Origin of the sequence: Nonomuraea antimicrobica (assembly GCF_039536965.1) — a bacterium.
GTDB lineage: Bacteria > Actinomycetota > Actinomycetes > Streptosporangiales > Streptosporangiaceae > Nonomuraea > Nonomuraea antimicrobica.
Genome location: NZ_BAAAZP010000003.1, coordinates 122,210 through 144,421 on the forward strand (window position 1 = coordinate 122,210; position 22,212 = coordinate 144,421).

The 22,212-nt window shown below is 70.5% G+C and carries 21 protein-coding genes; 10 read left to right on the forward strand and 11 right to left on the reverse strand.

Going from position 1 to position 22,212, the window contains the following annotated elements; all coding sequences use genetic code 11:
- Window positions 1–21 precede the first annotated feature (21 nt).
- Window positions 22–1,515, forward strand: coding sequence for a cobyric acid synthase (locus ABD844_RS00645; RefSeq protein WP_344871775.1), 1,494 nt, complete (start codon window positions 22–24; stop codon window positions 1,513–1,515).
- A gap of 10 nt (window positions 1,516–1,525) precedes the next feature.
- On the opposite strand, the gene ABD844_RS00650 is transcribed toward ABD844_RS00645, so the two are convergent.
- From ABD844_RS00650 to ABD844_RS00665, 4 genes are all read right to left on the reverse strand, one after another.
- The gene (locus ABD844_RS00650; RefSeq protein WP_344871777.1) at window positions 1,526–2,530 is read right to left on the reverse strand and encodes a 1-acyl-sn-glycerol-3-phosphate acyltransferase; all 1,005 of its coding nucleotides are present in this window, start codon (window positions 2,528–2,530) and stop codon (window positions 1,526–1,528) included.
- 24 nt (window positions 2,531–2,554) lie between these two features.
- Window positions 2,555–3,409 (reverse strand): patatin-like phospholipase family protein, encoded by an 855-nt coding sequence (locus ABD844_RS00655; RefSeq protein ID WP_344871779.1) that lies wholly within the window; start codon window positions 3,407–3,409, stop codon window positions 2,555–2,557.
- 151 nt (window positions 3,410–3,560) lie between these two features.
- A complete protein-coding gene (locus ABD844_RS00660) occupies window positions 3,561–3,767 on the reverse strand; it encodes a DUF397 domain-containing protein (protein ID WP_344871781.1) in 207 nt (68 codons plus the stop codon).
- The gene (locus ABD844_RS00665) at window positions 3,755–4,570 is read right to left on the reverse strand and encodes a helix-turn-helix domain-containing protein (protein ID WP_344871783.1); all 816 of its coding nucleotides are present in this window, start codon (window positions 4,568–4,570) and stop codon (window positions 3,755–3,757) included. Before ABD844_RS00665 ends, ABD844_RS00660 begins: the two co-directional genes overlap by 13 nt.
- A gap of 229 nt (window positions 4,571–4,799) precedes the next feature.
- Between ABD844_RS00665 and ABD844_RS00670 the strand changes: the two genes are divergently transcribed.
- From ABD844_RS00670 to ABD844_RS00685, 4 genes are all read left to right on the forward strand, one after another.
- Window positions 4,800–5,294, forward strand: coding sequence for an ATP-binding protein (locus ABD844_RS00670; RefSeq protein ID WP_344871785.1), 495 nt, complete (start codon window positions 4,800–4,802; stop codon window positions 5,292–5,294).
- 63 nt (window positions 5,295–5,357) lie between these two features.
- The gene (locus ABD844_RS00675) at window positions 5,358–6,281 is read left to right on the forward strand and encodes a MerR family transcriptional regulator (protein ID WP_344871787.1); all 924 of its coding nucleotides are present in this window, start codon (window positions 5,358–5,360) and stop codon (window positions 6,279–6,281) included.
- Between the two features lie 96 nt (window positions 6,282–6,377).
- Window positions 6,378–7,277 carry a DNA-3-methyladenine glycosylase family protein gene (locus ABD844_RS00680; RefSeq protein ID WP_344871789.1) on the forward strand — a complete coding sequence of 300 codons (900 nt, stop codon included), beginning with the start codon at window positions 6,378–6,380 and terminating at the stop codon, window positions 7,275–7,277.
- 62 nt (window positions 7,278–7,339) lie between these two features.
- Window positions 7,340–8,257, forward strand: coding sequence for an RpnC/YadD family protein (locus tag ABD844_RS00685; RefSeq protein ID WP_344871791.1), 918 nt, complete (start codon window positions 7,340–7,342; stop codon window positions 8,255–8,257).
- A gap of 55 nt (window positions 8,258–8,312) precedes the next feature.
- Here the strand turns inward: ABD844_RS00685 and ABD844_RS00690 are convergent, their stop codons facing one another.
- Window positions 8,313–8,600 (reverse strand): hypothetical protein, encoded by a 288-nt coding sequence (locus ABD844_RS00690; protein ID WP_344871793.1) that lies wholly within the window; start codon window positions 8,598–8,600, stop codon window positions 8,313–8,315.
- 165 nt (window positions 8,601–8,765) lie between these two features.
- Between ABD844_RS00690 and ABD844_RS00695 the strand changes: the two genes are divergently transcribed.
- Window positions 8,766–9,968: a hypothetical protein gene (locus ABD844_RS00695; protein ID WP_344871795.1), complete on the forward strand. Its 1,203-nt coding sequence runs from the start codon at window positions 8,766–8,768 to the stop codon at window positions 9,966–9,968.
- Window positions 9,969–9,983: 15 nt separating this feature from the next.
- Here ABD844_RS00695 and ABD844_RS00700 read toward each other — a convergent pair whose 3' ends face one another.
- On the reverse strand, window positions 9,984–11,348 hold the full coding sequence (locus ABD844_RS00700) for a sensor histidine kinase (RefSeq protein WP_344871797.1): 1,365 nt from the start codon (window positions 11,346–11,348) through the stop codon (window positions 9,984–9,986).
- Window positions 11,349–11,459: 111 nt separating this feature from the next.
- Window positions 11,460–11,870 (reverse strand): organic hydroperoxide resistance protein, encoded by a 411-nt coding sequence (locus ABD844_RS00705; protein ID WP_344871799.1) that lies wholly within the window; start codon window positions 11,868–11,870, stop codon window positions 11,460–11,462.
- A gap of 81 nt (window positions 11,871–11,951) precedes the next feature.
- On the opposite strand from ABD844_RS00705, the gene ABD844_RS00710 reads away from it, so the two are divergent.
- Entirely contained in the window at window positions 11,952–12,530 is a 579-nt protein-coding gene (locus ABD844_RS00710; RefSeq protein WP_344871801.1) for a TetR/AcrR family transcriptional regulator, read from the forward strand.
- Here the strand turns inward: ABD844_RS00710 and ABD844_RS00715 are convergent.
- The 3 genes from ABD844_RS00715 to ABD844_RS00725 form a co-directional block, all read right to left on the reverse strand.
- Entirely contained in the window at window positions 12,517–13,635 is a 1,119-nt protein-coding gene (locus ABD844_RS00715; RefSeq protein ID WP_344871803.1) for a HupE/UreJ family protein, read from the reverse strand. The two genes, ABD844_RS00710 and ABD844_RS00715, sit on opposite strands and share 14 nt — an antisense overlap.
- A 63-nt stretch (window positions 13,636–13,698) precedes the next feature.
- Complete coding sequence (locus ABD844_RS00720; protein WP_344871805.1) at window positions 13,699–17,664, reverse strand: metallophosphoesterase; 3,966 nt, start codon at window positions 17,662–17,664, stop codon at window positions 13,699–13,701.
- A 158-nt stretch (window positions 17,665–17,822) separates the two neighbouring features.
- A complete protein-coding gene (locus ABD844_RS00725; RefSeq protein ID WP_344871807.1) occupies window positions 17,823–18,404 on the reverse strand; it encodes a TetR/AcrR family transcriptional regulator in 582 nt (193 codons plus the stop codon).
- A gap of 88 nt (window positions 18,405–18,492) precedes the next feature.
- Between ABD844_RS00725 and ABD844_RS00730 the strand changes: the two genes are divergently transcribed.
- Window positions 18,493–18,864: a DUF4267 domain-containing protein gene (locus tag ABD844_RS00730; RefSeq protein WP_344871809.1), complete on the forward strand. Its 372-nt coding sequence runs from the start codon at window positions 18,493–18,495 to the stop codon at window positions 18,862–18,864.
- A 36-nt stretch (window positions 18,865–18,900) separates the two neighbouring features.
- Here the strand turns inward: ABD844_RS00730 and ABD844_RS00735 are convergent, their stop codons facing one another.
- Window positions 18,901–19,530, reverse strand: a complete 630-nt coding sequence (locus ABD844_RS00735; protein WP_344871811.1) for a TetR/AcrR family transcriptional regulator — start codon at window positions 19,528–19,530, stop codon at window positions 18,901–18,903.
- 152 nt (window positions 19,531–19,682) lie between these two features.
- Here ABD844_RS00735 and ABD844_RS00740 point away from each other — a divergent pair, with 152 nt between their 5' ends.
- Window positions 19,683–20,879 (forward strand): NAD(P)/FAD-dependent oxidoreductase, encoded by a 1,197-nt coding sequence (locus tag ABD844_RS00740; protein WP_344871813.1) that lies wholly within the window; start codon window positions 19,683–19,685, stop codon window positions 20,877–20,879.
- A 95-nt stretch (window positions 20,880–20,974) separates the two neighbouring features.
- Window positions 20,975–22,186 carry a cytochrome P450 gene (locus tag ABD844_RS00745; protein WP_344871815.1) on the forward strand — a complete coding sequence of 404 codons (1,212 nt, stop codon included), beginning with the start codon at window positions 20,975–20,977 and terminating at the stop codon, window positions 22,184–22,186.
- Window positions 22,187–22,212 lie beyond the last annotated feature (26 nt).

Consider the following 22,212-nt stretch of genomic DNA (forward strand, 5'->3'; position numbering starts at 1 on the left):
GGTGGTGTGTACGGTGATCCCATGGTCAAAGGGGCACTGCTGGTCGCGGGAACCACGTCGGACGCGGGCAAGAGCGTGGTCACGGCCGGGATCTGCCGCTGGCTGGCCCGGCGGGGCGTACGCGTGGCGCCCTTCAAGGCCCAGAACATGTCGCTCAACTCGTACGTCACGGCCGACGGCGCCGAGATCGGCCGCGCGCAGGCCATGCAGGCGCAGGCCGCCGGCCTCGAACCCGTCGCCGACATGAACCCGATCCTCCTCAAACCGGGCAGCGACCGCCGCAGCCAGGTCGTCCTCATGGGCACCCCGGTCGCGGACGTGGACGCCATGGAGTACGGCGCGTTGAAGGACCTGCTGCGCGCCACGGCGCTGGAGGCGCTCGCCCGGCTCAGGAAGCAGTACGACGTGGTGGTGTGCGAGGGCGCGGGCAGCCCCGCCGAGATCAACCTGCGCCGCGGCGACCTCGCCAACATGGGCCTGGCCAGAGCCGCGAACCTGCCCGTGATCGTGGTCGGGGACATCGACAGGGGCGGCGTGTTCGCCGCGTTCTACGGCACGGTGGGCCTGCTGGACGCCGCCGACCAGTCCCATGTCTCCGGCTTCGTGGTGAACAAGTTCCGCGGCGCCAAGGAGCTGCTGGAGCCCGGCCTCGACATGCTCAGACGCCTGACCGGCCGCGAGGTGTACGGCGTGCTGCCCTGGCTCGACGGGCTCTGGATGGACGTCGAGGACTCGCTGGCCCTCGACGGCCGCCGGGTCGCCGTCCGCGCGCCGTACGGGAGGCAGACGCTGCGGGTGACGGTCGTACGGCTGCCGCGGATCTCGAACTTCACCGACGTGGACGCGCTGGCCGCCGAGCCGGGCGTCGTCGTGCGGTTCGCCACCGACCCGGCCGAGCTGGACGACGCCGACCTCGTGGTGCTGCCGGGCTCGCGGGCCACGGTCGCCGACCTGTCGTGGCTCAGGAAGACCGGGCTGGCGGCGGCGATCCGCGCGCGGAAGGGGCCCGTCCTGGGCATCTGCGGCGGCTTCCAGATGCTCGGACGGGAGATCGAGGACACGGTCGAGTCGGGGGCGGGGCTGGTGGAGGGACTGGGGCTGCTGCCGGTGCGGGTGGCGTTCGCGCGGGAGAAGCGGCTGTCCAGGCCCGAGGGGACGGCCTACGGGGAGCCGGTGCGCGCGTACGAGATCCATCATGGGGTGGCCACGGTGGAGGGCGGCGAACCGTTCCTCGACGGCTGCCGGGCCGGGAACGTCTGGGGCACCACGTGGCACGGGGCCCTGGAGAACGACGGGTTCCGGCGGGCGTTCCTGACCGAGGTGGCGGGGCGGGCGGGGCGGGACTTCGTACCGGATCCCGGGACGGACTTCGCGCGGCTGCGGGAGGAGCGGCTCGACGCGCTCGCCGACCTGGTCGAGCGGAACCTCGACACGGACGCCCTGCTCCACCTCATCGAACACGGCCCGTCGGCGGACCTCCCGGCCCTCCCCCCTGGCGCTCCCGAGCCGTACTAGAGCGTGCCGGTCAGGTGCGGGCCAGTCGCTGGGCGGCGATCCAGGCGTCGATCTGCTCCCAGTGGTCGTACAGCCAGCGGACGCGGTCGGCACGCCGGTGCGGGATCTCTCCGGCGGGCACGCGCCACCACTTCGCGGTGATGTGAGCGGCGATGGGCAGCTTGCGCCAGACGTCCCCCATCGTGATCAGGTCGTCGAGCCCTGTGTGCGCGACGAAGATGACGTCGGCGGTGGGGCACGCCTCGATGGCCTCGATGGCGCCGTTCGGGCGGGGCGGGAGCAGGTGGTCCATGCCGCGCGCCCGCTCCGCCTCCGCGTCCAGCCCCTTCTCCTCCAGCCGCCGGATGGCCAGCCGACGGCGGCGCGGGGTGAAGTTCCCGCCCTCAGGGAAGATCACCAGGGCGTCCTGGTCGCTCATGGTGGCCGAGAGGTGGCGGATCTCGTCGATGATCCGGGTCTGTCCGGACTTACGGGACACGAACGCGTTCGGCAGGCGGTTGACCACGACGTCGAGCGAGGGGTCGTACTGGAGGGCGGCCTTCATGACGATGCGGGGCCGCCGCCGATAGCGCGACAGGAGGTGATAGATCAGCAGGAAGGAGTCGCCCGGTCCCGCGTGCCGCGACAACACGATGATCGGCCGGGTCAGCCGCGCCGCCAGCTCCTCCTCCGTCGGCTCCGGCTCCTCGATGTCCGTCGACAGCCGGAAGATGCGCACCGCGGCCGCGTACACCTTCGACAGGAACCACTTGATCAGCCCGTAGTGCCGCTCCTGCCGCCTGGCCCCGCCCGCCACCCACAACCACAGGCAGGCGATCAGCACCGCCGACTCCAGCGTCAGCCAGGCCACCCCGAACCACACGAACCTCGGCCCCCTGCGCTGCGGCGGCGGCAGGCGCAGCGAGGCGGCGGCCGTGACGACGAGCCAGAACGGCAGCGTCACCAGCATGAACACGGTCACCTCGATGACGAGCGGAGCCAGCACGAGCCGGCGCAGGATGCGTGGTGGAAGCACCGCGGCCTCCTTCGGTGTCTCCCTTCATCCTCCCCCGTTCGCCAGGTAGCGGGAAGACGCGTCGTAGGCCCGGTCGATGCAGGCCGAAACCTGCGACACGTCGCGGTAGCGCAGCGGGGAGATCTGTTCGGTCACCCCGGCGGGCAGCACGTGCACCTCGACGCCCGGCGGCAGCGTGGCCAGGTCCTCGGCGAAGCGGTGCCGCCGGGCGATCTCGAACGCCACCATGCCCACCTCCCAGAACCGCCTGGGCGGCGCGAGGGGCTGTTCGATGCGGCCGACGTGCAGGACGTAGACGCGCCTGGCCCCGAGCAGCACCGCGCGCCCGATCGGGATGCTGTGCACCAACCCGCCGTCGTAGAAGTGCTCGCCCTCGATGACCACGGGCGGCAGCAGGCCCGGCACCGCGCACGAGGCCAGCACCGCCTCCACCAGCGGCCCCCGGGTGAACCAGTGGGCCGCCGCCCGCTCCACCGAGGCCGCCACGCATTGGAAGGGGACGGCCAGCTCCTCGATGCGCGAAACCTGCACGGTCTCGCTCAGCACGCCTCGCAACGGGTCGTTCGGGTGCAGATGGGTGCCGGTCCTGGCCAAGGTGGACAGGCGGGCCGCCCAGGAGCCGGCGAAGGCCGTACGTACGACGTCGGAACGCCACAGCTCGGTCAGCCTGGCCACGGCCCTGTCGGGGTCGGCGGCGATGACCGCCCCGTTCAGCGCTCCGACCGAGGTGCCCACGATGAGGTCGGGACGGATGCCCGCCTCGTCGAGCGCGCGCAACATGCCCACCTCGTACGCGCCGAGCACGCCGCCGCCGCCGAGCACGAACGCGGTCTCCGTGCCCCGCTCGGACGCGGGAACGGCGTCTTCCAGACCGTGCACCCCCGGATCCTACCGAGGGCGGGGAGCGGGAAACATCAACGGAGACACCAAGACCCCCGAGGTCGGGGGCCTGGTGCGTGGCGAGTGCGGTGGGTGTGGTGTCGTCGAGACCCTGGCGCGTCGCGCGCCTGGTCTCGGGCGGTGGGCATCGTCAGAGGTCGAACTCGTCCCGCTTCGCGCCGATGAGGAATGCCTTCCACTCCTCCGACGTGAAGACGACTGCGGGACCCTCTGGGCGCTTGCTGTGACGGACGGCGACGATTCCGGGCAGGTTGGTGGCGACTTCCACGCACTGCCCGTTGTCACCACTGGCAGTCGACTTGCGCCACTCGGCTTCGCTGAGGTTCACCTGGTCCATTTCCTGATCGCATCCTCTAGTGCCTGGTGAGTAACGCTTTTCGGCTGAGCATCCGCTCTGATGCTGTCATACCGTTGTTTGACGCGCGCGACGGCCTCGTGGTCGGCGGTGACCTGGCCGGACAGGATGGAATCGGCAGAGACGACTTCCGAACCGTCTCGCAATCGCGCCAGCGCGAACCCGCTCATCATGCCACAGGCACAACCGGTCGCGATAGGCACGAACTGGACAGTGATACATGGATGTTGAGTCAGTTCCAGCAGGTGGCGCAGTTGGGCCGCCAAAATGCGAGGGCTGCCGATGGGCCGGTTCAGCACGCCCTCGTCGATGAGCGCGAGGAAGGTGGGCGGCTGGGGCCCGTCGAAGACGGCGATCCTTCTGACGCGCACCTCGACCCGCTGGTCCACCTGGTCGGGGGCGGTCGTCGCCTCGAATATCGCGCGGGCGTAGTCGGGGGTCTGCAGGATGCCGGGGACCAGCAGCGGGTCCCAGGACTGGAGGATGACCGCGCGGGGCTCGATCTCCTCCACCCAGCGGGCGAACCAGCCGAGCGTGGGCGACTGGGCGATCTTCGTGAAGAGCGCGACGAAGTGCCCGTCGAGGCCGAAGGTACGGTCGGCCTCCTCCGCGACCTCGATCGTGGCGGCGCGGCGGCCGGTCTCGATATGACTGATGAGCGATTCGTGGCAACGCAGGCGTACGGCCAGCGCGGCCTGTGTCATTTTTCCGGCTTTCCGGAATTCAGCCAGATCGTGGGCGAAGCGGGCGCGAGGGGACATTGGTTCGCCGAGGTTGGTCTCCACGGCCTCTCCACAGGTCATGAACTGGAGCCTTCACTGCTCGTGACCGTACTGCGACGCGGTGGTGACGGGCAATACAAAGGCCGCGTATTTCTTTGTCGGCCAAGTTTCGCGAGATTGGCGCATCGCGAGGCGGCGCGAATGTTCATGCTGGAGAGCCGACACAGTCGAAAACGACAGCCTGCGTGTATCGGAAATCGTGGACAGCAAATCGGGATAAGTCGGTGATTTCATGTCAGCACAGACAGTGAACACGCAGCTACCGGGCGTCACTGGCTGGTGGGACACGACTCTGCGCCGCAGCGCGCGCACACCATGCCAGGCCAGGCACGCGGTCCGGTCATGGCTGGGCGATGCCGAACTCGAACTCCTCGACAGCGCGGCGCTGGTCGTCTGCGAGCTGGTGACCAACGTCATCCGGCACGTCCCGGCGGGAGCGCATCGCGACTGGGTCACGGTACGGCTCGGCGTCGCCGACGACTTCGTCCGGCTGGAGGTGATCGACCCGGGAACGACGACCTCCGAGCCCCGATTCAGGCCGCTCAAGCCGGGGTCCATGAGGCAGTCGGGACGCGGCCTGGGCCTGGTGGCCGTCCTCGCCGTCCGGTACGGCACCGAGCGCCTCGCGAACGGCCACCGCGTCGTGTGGGCCGACCTGGCGTCCGCCGCCGCCTTCGACACCGCCGTTCAGGAGGTCCGCGAGCAGTTCGCACCTGGACGCCCGTGAGCCTTCGCCAGGGGTGAACCGGCGGCTTGCATCTCCAGTTGGGGGAGGCGGAAGAGTGAGGGCATGGACGGGGACGCGCTCTACTCGATCGGCGACCTGGCCCGGCGCACCGGGCTGACGGTCAAGACCATCAGGTTCTACTCCGACGAGGGGATCGTGCCACCCGCCGCACGCGACCGCGCCGGCCACCGCCGGTACGACCTCGCCGCCGTCGCCCGCCTCGACCTCGTACGCACGCTGCGCGATCTCGGGCTCGACCTGCCCACGATCCGCAGGGTCGTCGACCGGGAGATCTCTCTGCCCGGGGTCGCCGCGGCGCACGCGGAGGCCCTGGGGGCACAGATCCGTACGCTGCGGCTGCGGCGCGCGGTGCTGACCGCGGTGGCCAGGCGCGGCTCCACCCCTGAGGAGACGGAACTCATGCACAAACTCGCCAGGCTGTCGGAGGACGAACGCCACCGCCTGATCGACGACTTCCTGCACGCCGCCTTCGGCGCTACCGACCCCGTCCTCGCGGGGGTCATGCGCTCGATGACCCCCGAACTGCCGGACGACCCCGAGCCCGAGCAGGTGGAGGCGTGGATCGAGCTGGCCGAGCTGTCCCGCGACCCGGGCCTGCGCGCCGCCCTCCGCCGCATGGCCGACGACCTGGCCGCCGACCGCAGAAGGGCCGGACAGGCGCCGCCGCGGCCCGATCCCGCCGCCGTGGCCCGCGACCTGGCCGCCCCGGCCCTGGCGGCGGGCGTCGACCCGGCCTCGCCCGACGCCGACGCGTACGTCACGGCCCTCACCGCGCGCTTCGCGCACGAGCACGATCCGGCGGAGCTGCGGGCGAGGCTGGCGGTGGCCGCCGACCCGCGCAGGGAGCGGTACCTCCAGTTGCTCGCCGTCATCAACGGCTGGCCACCGCCGGAATCCCTGATCCCGGCACTCGACTGGTTCACCAAGGCGCTGGACGCCCGCTTTCCGCCCGCCACCCGGCCGTGAACGAGGTCTCACGCGCTCTTCCTGAAACCTGAACCCACCGCCACGGTGGGCGAAGGTCTGGCCTGTCGCGCTCGAGGGGCCGCCTAGCATACGCGCATGACCACGCACGGATTCACGCTCACCGCGGCAGGCCCGTTCGACTTCGCCGACTCGCTGCGATTCGTCGAGGACTGGCCGGCCACGAGCGCGCTGCCCTCCGACGGGCGGGCGCTGCGCTTCGCGTACTGCGCCGAGTCCGACTGGCGGCCGATCGGCGTGAGCGTGACGGCCGCGCCCGGCGGGGTGGCGGTGACCACGACCCGACCGGCCGGGCCCGCGATCAGGGGCGAGGTGGCGCGCATCCTCTCGCTCGACGTCGACGGCGCCGGCTTCGCCGAACTGGGCGAGGCCGACCAGGTGCTCGGCGACCTGCAACGGCTGCGTCCCGGTCTGCGTCCGGTGTGCTTCTGGAGCCCGTGGGAGGCGGCGTGCTGGGCGGTGATCGTACAGCGCTCCTCGATGCTCATCGCCTCCCGGATCAAGCAGCGCATCGCGCAGCGGTACGGCGCGCAGGTCGAGGTGGACGGGCACCCGGTCCCGGCCTTCCCGCCGCCGGTCTCCCTCCTGGAGGCGGGCGGGCTCGGCCTGCCCGCGCAGAAGGAGGAGTGGGTGCGCGGCCTGGCCAGGGCGGCGCTCGACGGCGTGCTCACCACCGAGCACCTGCGCTCGCTGTCCCCCGAGAAGGCCCTGGCGGAGTTGCGGGCGCTGCCCGGCGTGGGGCCCTTCTCCGCGGGGCTGATCCTGATCCGGGGAGCGGGCGCGCCTGACGCCTTCCCCGGCGACGAGCCGCGGTTGTTCGCGATCCTGCGCGAGGCGTACGGGCTGCCCGAGGACGCGCCGGCGGCGGCGTACCGGAAGCTGGCCGACGCCTGGCGGCCCTACCGCTCCTGGGCCTCCTTCCTTTTCCGCGCGACCACGTACGGCGTCATGGACGACCGGGCGCCCAACCCGGATTGACCCCCCTGAGCCGGCACACCGCCGACGGGTTCATCGAGATCGCGGCCATCGGGGACCCTGTCATGCGAAAAACCATCACGTTCTGTACTCGTCATGTCACAATGAGCGGCATGCCGTCCCCCCGACATGACGCTCTCGTCCAGATGTTCAACGACCGCCCCAAACTGGCGGTGGAGATCCTGCGCAACCAGATGGGCGTGGATCTGCCCGACAACCTCGAAGTCCGGAGGGAGAGCAACACCTTCAACACCCGGCCCTCCGACGACATCGACGCCGACGTGGTCCTCTCCATGGGGCCGCGGCAGGAGCCGGTACACGCGATCATCGTGGAGGTCCAGCAGGACAAATCCAAGGATGCCAAGCAATTCGCACGCTATGCCGCCGCGCTGTGGCTGCTGCTCCGCTGCGACGTCATCACCCTGCTCGTCTGCCCCGACCAGGGCACCGCCACCCACTACGCAAATCCCATCGACACAGGGCTGACCGGCTACCGGCCGGAACCCTACGTACTGGGACCCGACGACATCCCCGCCATCACCGACCCCGACGAAGCCGCCACCCACCTGGCCCTGTCGGCCATGTCCGTCATGGCCCACGGCCGCAACCGCCAGGTCATCGAAGCCTTCGCCGCAGCCCTCGTAAAGGCAGACGACGAACACGCTGCGAAGTATCATGAATACGCATACAGCATGGCCGCAGCCGACATCCGGCGCCTGATGGAGGAGATCATGAAGTCCACCGACTGGCCGGTCCACAGCCCACTCGCCCGCGAACATTTCGGCCGCGGCCTCGACCAAGGCAAAGCAGAAGGAAAGGCAGAAGAGGCCGGCAAGATGCTGCTTCTGGTGCTCGGTGCCCGTGGGCTCGACGTCCCGGAGGACGCCCACGCCCGCATCACCGCCTGCACCGACCTCGCCCAACTCGAAGCCTGGACCACCCTCGCCGTCACCGCCAAAACCATCCACGACGTCTTCGACTGACAACATCCTCACCGGGCGGCCTGGCGCGAGGGCGTTCTCAAAGGGGGCTCGACCGTCACTGAGGGCGGCGGTGCACCCCCACCAGGTGCCCGTTGTGGCGGACGCGGGCCTCATCGTAAGGGCTCATCGGGCGGGTCACGTACGCCTGCGCGATGCTGTCGGCGTCCCCCCGGTCCACACCCCAGCCGATCGTGTGCCAGCACGCCTGCCCGTCGCCGCCCGTGGTGTCCAGGACGGCGATCTCGAAGAGCTCGGCGGCGGCCGGAGGCGTGCAGCGTACGTGGCCGTGGGGCCGCCCGTCGGCGGCCTGAGCGTCCCGGCTGCCGGTCCCCCGCTGGTCCATATGGATCTCCCTCCTGATCACGCAAACTTGGTCCGGGACATGCATGCCCCAATTGCCGGCAAATCAGTCATGCCGCCGAATGCCCGCAAGAGTGTCCGAGGTCATTACCGAATGCGGAGGTTTCGGCGGGAGGCGGCAAAGAGGGAGCCGGGAAGCCTCGAAGGCATGAGCTTCAATCCGCTGCGCGAGCGGGGCATCCCACTGGACGAGCAGCTACGCGACTGGCGGGAGCTGAACGTCACGCCGATCGACCCCGACCACGCCGACCCGTACACGCGATGCCGGATCATCACCATGAACGGGATCGAGTCGGAGGCCGTGCAGTTCAGCCACCAGCTCGCCCGCCACTGCCCCGACCTGGAGATCAAGCAGCACCTGGCCCTGGTGCGCCAGGTAGAGGCCCAGCAGCAGAAGGCGGTCAACTGGCTGCTTTCCGGCCTGGCCTCGGCGCTGGAGACCAGCATCGCCTACGAGCAGACCGCCGTCGACCTGACCTCCTGGGTGGCCCGCACGGAGCCCGCACCCCACCTGAAGCAGGCGTACGAGTTCGGCCTGCTGGAGCACGTCGACCACCTCTACCGGTTCGCCCATCTGTACGAGCTGACCGAGCACCGCAGGGCCGAGAAGATCGTCGACCACCTCACCGAGATCATGCCCGGCCGCCCCACCCGCCTGCACCACCGTGACCCGAGGGACAACGTCCGCCAGCACTACGGCAGGGAGAACGCGGCGCCCGTCTCCAAGCTCCACGCGCTGACGATCACGGCGGTCGAGCAGCAGATCATGACCTACACCATGAACCTCGGCCCCACCTTCGCGCAGCCGCTCGCGCGCCGGCTCTACCAGGAGATCGCCCTGGTCGAGGAGGCGCATGTCACGCACTACGAGTCGCTGATGGATCCGTGCGAGAGCTGGTGGGAGATGCTGCTCAACCACGAGTACAACGAGTGCTACCTGTACTACTCGTTCATGGAGACCGAGCCGGACCCCAGGGTGAAGCGTCTCTGGGAGCTGCATCTCGCCATGGAGCTGGAGCACCTGCGGCTGGCCGCCGAACTGTTCAGGAAGCACGACGGCCGCGACCCCGAGCAGGTGTGCGCCGCCGAGTTGCCCGCCCCGGTGACGTTCGAGCCCGGCAGGACCTACCTGCGCGAGCTGGCCGCCGCCCAGCTCGACTACACCACCCAGGGCACCGGCTACGTCCAGGCGGCCCACGCGCGGTTCGAGCGGGCGCAGCAGGCGATCATGGGGGGCGAGCAGGCGCCGTCGGAACGGGTCGTCGAGGACAACCTCGCCAGGTCCGGCCAGGCGCACCGGCCGCGGACGAACGGCGAGCGCCCCGTGCCCGAGGGATCACGCCGCTCGTAGCGCCGGCCGGTCCCGTCAGTCCTCCAGGATGGGCAGGCGCAGGACGAACCGGGCACCGATGTCGGAGTCCTCGATGGACAGCGTGCCGAGGTGGGCGGTCGCGATCTCGCGGGCGATGGGCAGGCCGAGGCCGGTGCCGCCGGCGTCGCGGCTGCGCGAGGCGTCGAGGCGGGCGAAGCGCTGGAAGACGAACTCGCGCTGGTCGTACGCGACGCCCGCGCCGTCGTCCACCACTTCGAGCACGGCGTCGTCGCCCTGCCGCCGCACGGTCACGATGACCTTACGGTCGGCGTGCCGCTCGGCGTTGTCCAGCAGATTCGTCAGCAGCCGGGCGAGCTGCAGCCGGTCGCCCATGACGCTCACGCCGGTCTGCAAGGTGGTGACGACCTCCTTCCCCCGCGGCCTGGCGGCCTCGGTGGCGACGAACTCCCCCAGGTCGATGGGCTCGCGCTGGTCGGGGGCGCCGGCGTCCAGCTTGGTCAGCGTGAGCAGGTCACCCACGATGGCCTGCAGCCGGTCCAGGCTGCCCAGGACCTCGTCGCCGGTCACCGCCCAGTCGGTGTCCTCGGGGTGGAGCAGGGCGTCCTCGACCTGGGTGCGCATCGCGGTGATCGGGCTGCGCAGGTCGTGGGAGGCGTCGGTGGCGAACCTGCGCTGCCGTTCCATGGCCACCTGGAGCTGCTCCAGCGCGCTTTCCAGCCGTTCCAGCGTCTGGTTGCCGGTCTCGGCCAGGGCCTTGATCTCGTCGTCGTTCTCCGGCACGGGGACGCGCATCCCGCCCCCGCCGGCGCTGATCTCGGCCAGCCGCCTGGTGATGCTGCTGACGGGCGCCAGCGTCCTGGCGACCACCCGCGACACCCCGAACCAGGCCAGCACGACCAGCGCCGCGGTCACGCAGAGCTGGAAGAGGAGCACCTGGGGGCTGACGTACCAGGGGACGGTCTGGCTGAAGGCGTAGACGACCCAGTCGCCCTCCGGCTGGTACGCGACCAGCCCCACCACCATCACGCACCCGTCGGACAGCTCACGCAGCTCGCACAGTTCGCCGTAGTCGTTGGCCTGGTCGCGGTGCGGGATCGTGGTGGTCAGGCGCGGTACGCCGACCAGGTTCGACGACGCGGCGACCGGGCGGCCTCCCGGATCGACCACCTGGATGCCGTCGAGCCCGTCGAGAGGCAGCACGCGGGGCAGCCGGTTGCGCTTGACCTGGAGCAGCACGCGTACGGCCTTGCTGGACACCTCGTGTGCCCGCAGGTCGGCCACCTCATTGCGGATGCCGTACAGCACGAAGGCGCTGACGACGACGTTCAGCAGCAACATCGTGACGCTGGCGAACAACGCCAGCCGCGTACGCAACGACCGGCCGAACCGCGTGCTCACTCGCCTCCCCCGAGGACCAGAAGACCACGAGGACCAGAAGACCACAGTGTCGCGTTCGCCGCTAACCTCGGGAGATTCCCCGACAAATCCGATTGAGCACCGCGAGCGCGATTACTCGACGACCAGCTCGACCTGGATGTTGCCGCGGGTCGCGTTGGAGTACGGGCACACCTGGTGGGTGGCCTCCACCAGCTCGCGGGCCGTCTCCGGCGCGAGGCCGTCGGGCAGCTCGACCCGGAGCGTGGCCGAGAGCTGGAAGCCGCCCTGACCGTTGGGCGACAGGCCGATCTCGGCCGTGACCGCCGCGTCGGAGACGTCGATCTTCCGCTGCCCCGCCACGAGGCGCAGGGCCGAGGCGAAGCAGGCCGCGTAGCCCGCGGCGAAGAGCTGCTCCGGGTTCGTGCCCTCGCCGTCGCCGCCCAGCTCCTTCTGCAGGGCCAGCTTGACGTCGAGGCGTCCGTCCGAGGAGACCGCGCGGGCGTCGCGACCGGCGGAGGTGGCGATGGCGGTGTACATGCTCATGGTGGTCCTTTCTAATAGACAGACCTGTCTGTCTGCTTTATGGCTCGATACTAGACAGACCTGTCTGGTAGCGTCAACAGGGTGAGCACAGAAGCGTTGGAGGGCCGTCGCCCCAGCCCCGCGCGCGACCGCGTGCTGGAGACGGCCGGGCGCCTGTTCTACGCCGAGGGCATCCACTCGGTCGGTGTCGACCGGATCATCGCGGCGGCCGGTGTCGCCAAGGCGACCTTCTACCACCACTTCCCGAGCAAGGACGAGCTGGTCCGCGCCTACGTGACCGCGCAGAGCGCGGCGCAGCGGGCGATGGTCGAGGAGATGCGCGCCGAGCCGTCGCGCGACCGGCTGCGAGCGATCTTCGCCTTCATGTGCGAGTTCGGGTCAGGGCCCGGCTACCGCGGCTGCGCCTTCCTCAACACCGCGGCCGAATACCCCGACCCGGCCCACCCCGTGCGGCTCGCGGTCGCCGAGCACCGCCGCTGGATACGCGACCTCTTCCGCGACTTGCTGGCCGCCGACGGCGACCCCGGGGCCGAGCGGACGGCCGACATCCTGCTGCTGTTGCGCGACGGGCTCGTGGTCGGCTTCGACCTCGACGACCCCGCCACCGTACGCGGGGCCGTCCACGAGGCCCTTGACCGGGTGCTGGTCAGAAAGGCGTAGGGAGCCGTTCGAAGAACCAGAACAGGCTGACCCCCACGATCGGGATCGACAGCGCCGCCACCGCCCTTGACCCCCGCGACGTACGGCGCAGCAGCACCAGCAGGGGGAAGACCACGGCGACGATCGCGAGCTGGGCCGCCTCGATGCCGACGTTGAAGCTCAGCAGCGACAGCAGCAGCTCCCACGAGCCGCTCCGGTCGATGTCCAGCGCGCCCGCGAAGCCGAGCCCGTGCATCAGGCCGAACGCGAAGACGATCGGCAGCCGCCACCTGCCGAACCGGTCGTCGTCGTGGCCGCGTAGGTTGGCCAGCGCGACGACCATGATCGAGGCGGCGATGACCGGCTCGACGATCCCGCCGGGCACGTTCACCACCCCCATCGCCGCCAGCAGGAACGTGACGCTGTGCGCGACCGTGAACGCGGAGGCCGTGACGACGACCTCACGCACCCGGCGCGCGCCGATGAGCAGGGCGAGCAGGAAGAGCACGTGGTCCAGGCCGAGCAGCAGGTGCTCGGCGCCCAGCAGGAAGAACTCGCCGATCTGGTTCACCGCCCGGCGCTCGCCCACGCGCAGGGTCGGGCTCTCGGCGACCAGGACGGCCGAGCCCTTCTCGCCGTCGAGCGCGTAGCGGACGAGCGTCTCCGTGCTGTGCACGAACGTCTCGGAGTCGGGGAACAGGGCGCTGGAGATCGCGTGCGCTCCCCCGCCCGCGCCCTGGCAGGCGTAGGAGAGGGTGAGCAGCGCGAACGTCTTCTTGCCGCGCGGACGCACGTCGGCCTCGGACGCCATGGTGGGGGCGCAGGGCCGTTCGTCGTACGCGACCGCGAACCGTTCGGTGATGTAGCTGGTCACGGCGTCGCGGTTGATCCGAAGCTGACGGAGCTGCTCGTCCCGCCCCTTCGCCTCGTACGCCTCCGCGTAGAGCCAGGCGGACTTCATGAGCAGGTCGTACTCGAGGTCGAGCACGACTCTGACGTTCACGCCGCCCGCGGCGGTGACCTCGGCGTGCGCGGTCGTGGTCGCGTCGTGCGCCCGTGCGGGAACGGCCGGCGCGAGGCCGCCGAGGAACACGGCGAGGACCACGAGGGACACCCGCAGCAGCATGTCGTTGTCTCCATGGGGAAAGGCCGCCCGGCCCCTTCGACGCGGGGCCGGGCGGAGTGAGAGTTACCGGTTGAACCAGCGGTGCATGGGCGAGTCCGGGCCCCACTTGCCGGGGCGGCCGTGCTCGTCCTTGGTGACGAAGACGCTCGGCTCGGAGGCGGTCACGCCGCCGCCCGCCGAACGCGCCGTGACGAACCAGGCGTAGGCCGTGTCGTCCTTGAGGCGGTCCCACTTGACGGAGGCGACCTGGCCCGAGGCGACCGTGCTCTTGCCGATGGTCCGCGTCGGCTTGTACAGCGCCAGCGAGTCGGTCTGCAGCGTCGTCGTCCGCGAGGTCAGGTCGACCGGCAGCACCATGTTGTCCTCGAGGCCGTTGTAGCGGCGCAGCGGGTCGTACTCGGTGGCGCCGAACTCGTTGAGCAGCGGCGAGTAGGTGTCCACGCTCAGCTCGGCCCGCTTGACGTCGAACTGCAGCAGCCGGAAGAAGCTCGCGCCGAACTGGAGCTGGTCGGCCGGGTTGTACCCGCCGATCTCGGTGAGCCCGAGCCGGTCGGCCGAGACCGTGTAGAACTGGTAGTCCGCCAGCAGCTCGACGACCCCGTTGCCCACCTGGCCGACCTTCGGCTTCACGTTGGTGCCCACGCCGTGCTCGTGGCCGGCGAGGATCAGGAAGACGTTCTGGTTCTTCTCGACGACCGTCTTGTACAGCATCGACCCGTCAGGGGCGGCGAACCCGGCGCCGCGGCCGTCGGGGTTCGTGCTCGGCACGATGTAGTCGTGCGAGAGCAGGATGCCGTTGCGGTTGGGGAACTTCTTGAAGATGGAGTCGGCCCACTCGGCCTCGTCCCTCGTCACCCCGTACGACAGGCCGACCACGACGAAGTCCAGCCCGCCGGCCGAGAACAGGTCGTAGTGGTTCTGGTTGTCGCCCTCCTTCCAGGGGCCGCCGTACTCGGCGTGCTGCCAGCCCTGCGCGGCGTCCTGGTAGCGGGTGGGGCCGTAGTACGTGTTGTAGATCGACTCCGGGCCGGTCTCCAGGCCCGACTGGTTGTCGTGGTTGCCGGCGATCACGCCGTTCGGGATGCCGGCGTCGTCCAGCACGCGCTGCTGCTTGGACGACACCTCGAACTCGCCCACGACCTGGCGCTGCGTGGCCTCGTCCACGGGCTTGCGGCTGTTGTTCTCGATGATGTCGCCGGTGTGGGCGACGTACGAGATCTTGCGCTGGTCCTTGTTGTTCTTGATCCAGTCGACGATGCCGCCGTAGGCCGACTCCCAGACCGCGCGCTCCTCGGCCGTCTCCTGCTCCACCGCGCCCTCGGAGAGGTACTGGGTGTCGGTGAAGTGCACGATCGAGAAGTCGTACGAGGCGGGGTCGGCGAAGGTGTTCGGGTCGCCCGGCTCGATGTCGTCGGCGAACGGGTCCTCACCCGTCACCATGACGTGCACCTGCTGCTTGTCGACGTACGCGCGGTCCACGACGGCCGTCAGCAGGGTCTTGCCCTCGGCGGCGCCGCGGGCGCTGGTCAGCAGGTCCCACGCCTTGGTCTCGGTGTTCCACACCCGCAGCGACACCAGCCGCTCGGGGTCGATGACGCCCTCCCAGCGCAGCACCGGCGCGTCCACGTGGCCCTTCACCTGCACGTCGAAGCGCTGGTAGACAAGGTCCTTGCCGTTGGGCGCGTCGAGCGTCCGCCCGTCGGCGGGCTCCAGCGCGTCGGTCCTGACCTTGCGCTCGCCCGGCACCCGCAGCGTCGTGGGCACGGACGTGGCCTCGCCCTGGTACGCCTGGTTCGGCGTGAGGATCTCGGCCTGCGAGAACGTCGCGGTCACCTGTCCGCCGTCGGGTTCGGCCACCTTGGCCGACAGGGTGGCGGGGTCGGACACGTCCACGGCGCCCAGCGCAGGGGACAGCTCGGCCGGGACGTCGGGGATGCCCGCCGACTCGAACACGATCTCGCGGGCCGTGGCGTTGCCGAGCCCGTCGACGCCGGTCACGGTCAGCGTGTGCTTGCCCGCGCGCAGGCCGGGGCCCACCTTGGCGCCCAGTTCGATCGGCTGCCCGTCGAGCTTGACGTCGGGCCCGGACACGACGCCCGAGGCGTCGTCCAGCTTCACGTCCAGCACCACGGAGGCGGTGATCTTCTGGTCCGCCGCCGGGACGCTCCTGGTCACCTTCGGCGCCGAGTTGTCGGTGATCAGGACGCGGGTGGCGACCTCGCCCGTGCTCGACGTGGCGGCCAGGGTGTGCTTGCCGTCCTTGATCTGCGTGGTGTCGAGGTCCGCGCGCAGGCCGCGGGCGGGGGCGTCCACCAGGAACTGGAGGTCGATCTCGGTCAGCGGGTTCACCGTGTCGCCGCAGTTGCCGTCGCCCATGCCGTACGAGGTCTTGAGCATCTGGCCGGTCGCGGTGCCCTGGGCGGGGGTGAGGGCGATGTTGGAGATCGCGAAGTCGTCGCGGTTGTTGCCGCACGACGTCGGGAACGTGCCGGCCACGAAGTCGATCGTGTTCCAGCCGGGCACCAGGAACTCGTTCGGGATCGCCAGGTCCACCCGGCGGCTGACGAAGTCGCCGTCGAGCACCACCTTCTGGCCGTTGACGAGCACGTAGTTCTGGTAGCGCGCCTCGATCGAGTTGCTGCCCACGTTGAAGCTGAGGGTCGCCTGGCCCGAGCCGAGCGTCTCGGGGACGCGGACGGCCGGGGCGTCGATCGTGTAGCGCAGTTCGGCCTCGCGTAGCGCGCCCTGGTTGTCGCCGCAGGCGCCGTCGCCCATCCCGTACGACGCCTGGATGTCCTTGCCGGTCACCTTGGCGCCGTCGAGGGCGAGGTCGAGGTTCGCGATCGCGAAGTCGTCGCGGTTGTTGCCGCAGGACTCCTTGTAGTCCCCGGTGACGACCTTGATCGTGTTGTCGCCTGGCACCAGGAACCGGGCCGGGACCGCCACGGTCACGCGCTGGTTCACGTACGAGCCGCCGAGGTCGATGCGCTTGCCGTTGACGAGGAGGAAGTTGTCGTACTTGTCCTCGAGCGGGTCCGCCCCCACGTCGAAGGCGAGCTTGGCGGCGCCGTTGCCGAGCGTGGCCTTAGCGGCGGGCTCCTCGCCGTCCACGGTGAGCGACTTGACGCCGCCCGTGCCGTTCGCCGGGACGTGCGCGAAGATCGGCTTGGTGCCCGCCACGAGCGTGCCGTCCGTGGGCAGCAGGCGCGGCGCGCCGGCCGGGGCGTTGTTGACCGTCACGGTGTTCTTGGCGCTGACGCCGGACGCGGTCGTGGCGGTGATGACGTGCTCGCCGTTGGCCAGCTTCGCCGTGTCCAGGTCCGTGGACAGGCCCGTGGTGCCCTGCGGGTCGGACTGGGTGAAGAACTTCAGCGTGGCGCGCTTGAGCAGCGAGGTGTTCGTGCCGCAACTGCCGTCGCCGAAGGAGAGGGTGTACGGGTTGTCCTCGCCGTCGGCGACCTCGCCGAGCAGTTCGAGGCCCACCTCGGACAGCACGAAGTCGTCGTAGTTGAGCCCGCAGGACGACTGGATCGCGCCGACCACGATCTCGACCGTGTTCTCGCCCTTGACGAGGTGCTCGTTCGGGACCTCGATGGTGGCCCGCTGGTTGACGAAGTTGCCGATCTCGCTCCGGTAGGCGCCGTTGACCAGCACGTAGCTGTGGTACTGCGCCTCGGTCGAGTTCGAGCCGACGTCGAAGGAGAGCTTGGAGACGCCGACCGTACGGGTGGCGTCGAGCGCGGTGTCGTCGACGGCGAGCTTGGTGACGCTGTCACCGGCCGCGGTCGGCACCGCCGCGACCTTCACCGTGCCTTCCAGGTAGGAGCCGCTCGCCGGGGTGAGCGTGGGCGGGTTCGTGGTCGGGGAGGCCGTGGGTGTCGGGCTCGGCCGGCCGCGGTCCTGCTGGGCGGGCGCCGGGTCGGCGTACGCCGACGTCACGAGGCTGCCCGCGAGCAGCACCGCGAGCGCGGCGGCCGTGGCCAGGCGTCCCCGGGTCAGTAAACCGCCCAGTGATTTGGGTGATGCCATTGGCTGCATCTGGTGCAGTCCCTTCTCAAACGTTCAAGGGCGCCGTTGGGCGGCCCTCGGGCACATTGGAGCGCCCGAGTGAACGATGAGCATGGTGAGGCTGAAGAGAACAGGAAATCTCTCATCATCTAGGTCACAACTACGCAAACGTCAGCGGATCATGACGAGATTGGACCCGTGAAACGGGCCAGGAGGAGTTCGATCCTGCGCCCGTGCTCGCCGCCGGGCAGCCGGCCGCCGCGCGTGAGCGTCACCAGACCGTGCAGGGCGGCCCAGAACACCTCGGTCAGCAGGCCCAGGTCGGCGCCACCCGCGTGGGGGCGTACGGCCTCGGCCAACTCGCCGAAGCCGGCCTGGAGGGCGGGCGGCGCCTGCGGGGTGGCGAACGGCAGGTCGACGTTCTGCCGGAACATCGCGTCGTAGAGGGCCGGACGCCGGTCGGCGAAGGCCGCGTACGCCGCGCTGACCGCGGCCAGCGCCCCTGCCGCGTACGCCGACGTACGGGCCGCGCGCAGCTCCTCCGCCAGGTCGGCGAAGCCCTCCAGCGCCACCGCCGTCATGATCGCGTCCTTGCCCTTGAAGTGGCTGTAGAGCACCGGCTGGCTGTACTCGACCCGCTCGGCCAGCCGCCGGGTCGTCACCGCCTCCCAGCCCTCCGCCTCGGCCAGCTCCCGGGCCGCCGTGATGATCAGCTTCTCCCGCTCGGCACGTTCGCGCTCTTTGCGCCCCTGGATCGACATGCATGCAAATCTAGCACCGCTAGAGTTTTTGTCGACGCACTGTTAGCATCACTTTCGTTCCTAGCATCGCTAGCAGTTGGAGACGGACATGCTCGCCTATCTCGCCTACGGCCTGGCCATCGCACTCAACCTGATGATCCTGTTCATCGGCGCCCGGTTCCTGCTGGCGCCTCAGCCGTCGGCCGCCGGCTACGGCGTCCCGGCCAAGGCGGACGGCGACCGCGCCTACCTGACGATCAAGGGAGTGCGCGACGGGACCTACGGCCTGCTGGGGCTCGCCCTGCTGGCCTTCGTCGGGCCGACCGCCGAAGCGTGGTTCATGCTGGTGGTGGCGCTGGTGCCGCTGGGTGACACGCTGATCGTGCTGCGCAACGGCGGGACGCGGGCGGTGGCGTTCGGCATCCACTTCGCGACCGCCGTGGTCGTGCTGATCAACGCCGCCCTGCTCTTCGCCCTCTGAGCCATCCCGCGCCCGTCACGACCCGGCGCCGGAGGGCTAGATGCGGTAGAGCGCGCCGATGAGGGGCCAGGTCAGGGCGGCCATCTCGGCCGGGGAGCGCGGGCAGCCGCGCTCGAGCCAGTCGGACGCCACCCCGATGAGCGCGCCGGCCGTGAACGCGGCGGGCACGTCGGGCGGCAGGTCCGGCGGGAGCCCGGCGTGCTCGCCCTGCTCGCCCTGCTCGCCAACGGCCTCGCTCAACCGCTCGTGGATGACCCCGGTCATACGGCGGCGGATGTGGTCGGCCACCCGCGCACTGCCCTGCGGCCCGAGCAGCGCCCGGTAGAGGCCCGCGTGCTCGGCGAGGCTGGCGAAGAAGCCCTCCAGCGACCTGATCGCGTCCGGCCCCAGCTCGGGTGTGACGGTCCGCGGGGTCGGGATGGCCTCGATCAGCCGGTCGATCATCGCCGTGCAGGCCACCTCGGCCAACTCGTGGACGTCGCGGTAGTGGTCGTAGAAGGTCGAGCGGCTCACTCCGGCCCGCTCGGCGACGTCGGCGACGGTGATCCTGGGCAGGTCCTGCTTCTCGACGAGTTGCAGCAGCGCCCGCGCCAGGGCCGCCTGGGTACGGCGGACGCGCCGGTCGCCCGAGGGGTTGCTGCCGCCGTCTCTGGTCGTCGTTGCCACGAAGTTCACCCTACCTTCTGCCTACACTTGAAGGTTTTCCTACAGATGTAGGGTATTGTCAGGAAAGGATGACAGAAAGGACTGCGATACATGCGGATTCGTGCAGGCCAGGCCACCTTCGGACGTGCCGCCCGGCACCCGGGTGACGCGGCGTGACCTCGCCCGGAAGCATCCTGATCGTCGGCGCCTCGGCCGCGGGCCTGGGCACGGCCGAGGCCCTGCGACGGCACGGATACGCCGGCCGGTTGACGCTGCTGGACTCCGAGCCCCACCTCCCCTACGACCGGCCGCCGCTGTCCAAGCAGGTCCTGTCGGGGGCGTGGGAGCCGGAGCGGGCCCAGCTCCGCACCCGGGCGCAACTGGAGGCGCTGGGCGCCGAGTTCGTACGGGGTGAGCACGCCGTCGCCCTCGACGCCGCGAGCCGCACGGTCACCACCGCCTCCGGCCGCACGCTGAGCGGTGACGCCGTGGTCGTCGCCACCGGCCTGGAGCCGCGGCGGCTCCCCTGTCAGGACGGCCTGGCCGGAGTGCACGTGCTGCGCGGCCTCGACGACGCGCTCGCGCTGCGCCTGGGCCTGACCGCGGCCAGGCGGCTGGTGGTCGTCGGCGAGGGCGTGCTCGGCGCGGAGATCGCCGCGACCGCCCGGGGCATGGGCACCGACGTCACGCTCGCCGGGCTCGGCGAGGCGCTCCTGGCCGAGCAACTCGGCGCGGAGATCGCCGGGCACCTCACCCGGACGCACACCGAGCACGGCGTGCGCCTGCGGCTGGGCGCCGCGGTCGACGGGCTGACGGCGGGTGACGGAGGTCGCGTCACGGGAGTGCGGCTGGCCACCGGCGAGGTGCTGCCCGCCGACCTCGTACTGATCGCGATCGGCTGCCGGCCCGCGACCGGCTGGCTGGAGGGCAGCGGGCTCACCCTGGGCGACGGGGTGGAGTGCGACTCGCGCTGCCGCGCCGCCGAAGGCGTGTACGCGGTCGGCGACGTGGCCTCCTGGCACCACGAGGGGCTCGGCCGCAGGCTGCGATTGGAGAACCGGACGAACGCCACCGAGCAGGCCCAGACGGTGGCGGCCAACCTCCTGGGCGCCGACCGCCCGTACACGCCGATCCCGTACTTCTGGACCGACCAGTACGACGTCAAGATCCAGGCCCACGGCCTGCCGTCGCCGCGGGCCGAGGTGAGCGTCACCGAGGGCGATCCGCAGGAGAACCGCTTCGCCGCCCTCTACCGCGAGGACGGCCAGGTCACCGGCGTACTCGGCTGGAACATGCCCAAGCAGGCGCGCGTCCTGCGACAACAGACCCTCGGCGCCCGGCACGGCACCGAGCCCCTCGCACCCGCCTGAGCGACGACCGATCGGCGGGCCACGAACGACCAGGACATGACACGAGGCCGCCCGCGCCAGGACGGCACGACCATCCGTTCCAGAGGAGATGCTGAATGAGTGTCAATGAGCAGGTGCTGAACTACCCGCTGGCCAACGACGCGGCGCTCGACCCGCCCGCGGAGTGGGCGGAGCTGCGCGGCCAGTGCCCAGTCGCCCACGTACGGCTGCCCAGCGGCGACCAGGCCCGGCTGGTGACCAGGTACGACGACGTCAAGCAGATGCTGGCCGACCCGCGCTTCACCCGCCAGCTCACCGCGCCCGACGCGGCCCAGTTGTCGGCGGACGGCGGCGGGGTGTTCAACAACGGCCTCACGGGGATCATCCCTGAGAGCGGCGAAGAGCACCAGCACTGGCGGCGCCTGATCGGCAGGTGGTTCACCGCCAAGCGCATGTCCGCGCTGCGGCCCCAGATGACGCAGATCGCCGACGACCTCATCGACGACCTGGTCAAGCTCGGCGCGCCCGGCGACCTCAAGGCGGGGCTGGGCTTCCCGCTGCCGGTGTACGTGATCTGCGACATGCTCGGGGTGCCGGCCTCCGACCGGGACCGGTTCTCGTACTGGTCCGACACGCTCCTCAACCTCACCCGGTACACGAAGGAAGAGATCGACGTCGCCCAGGCCGAGTTCTACCAGTACATGTCCGACCACGTCTCCGCCAAGCGGGAGCGGCCGGGCGACGACCTGCTCAGCGAGCTGATCGCGGCCGGCGGGCCCGAGAACGGCGGATTGTCCGATCTCCAGATCCTGGTCACCGGCATGGGGCTGCTGGTCGCCGGGCACGAGACCACCGCCAACATGATCGGCAAGATGGTCTCGATGCTGCTGGCCGACCGGAGCCGGTGGGAGCGGCTGCTGGCCGAGCCCGCGCTGATCCGTACCGCGGTGGAGGAGACGCTCCGGCTCGACGCCAACGCGGGCTTCGGCCTGCCGCGCTACCTGCCCGTGGAGAGCGAGGTCTCGGGCACCGTCCTGCCGAAGGGCACGACCGTGATCTGCAGCATGGCCGCCGCCAACCGCGACGAGAGCGCCTTCGAGGACGCGGGCGAGATGGACCTGACCCGCAGCCCGAACCCGCACCTCGCCTTCGGCTCGGGCCCGCACTCCTGCCTGGGCCAGTCGCTGGCGCGTACCGAGCTGCAGGTGGTGCTCGAAGTGCTGCTGCGCAGGCTTCCGACCCTGGAGCTGGCCGTGCCGGTGGAGGAGTTGGAGCGCATGGAGGGGCTGGCGGTCGGCGGTCTGCGTACGGTGCCGGTCCGCTGGTGAGGCCGAGAGCCCGGAACGAGAGGAAG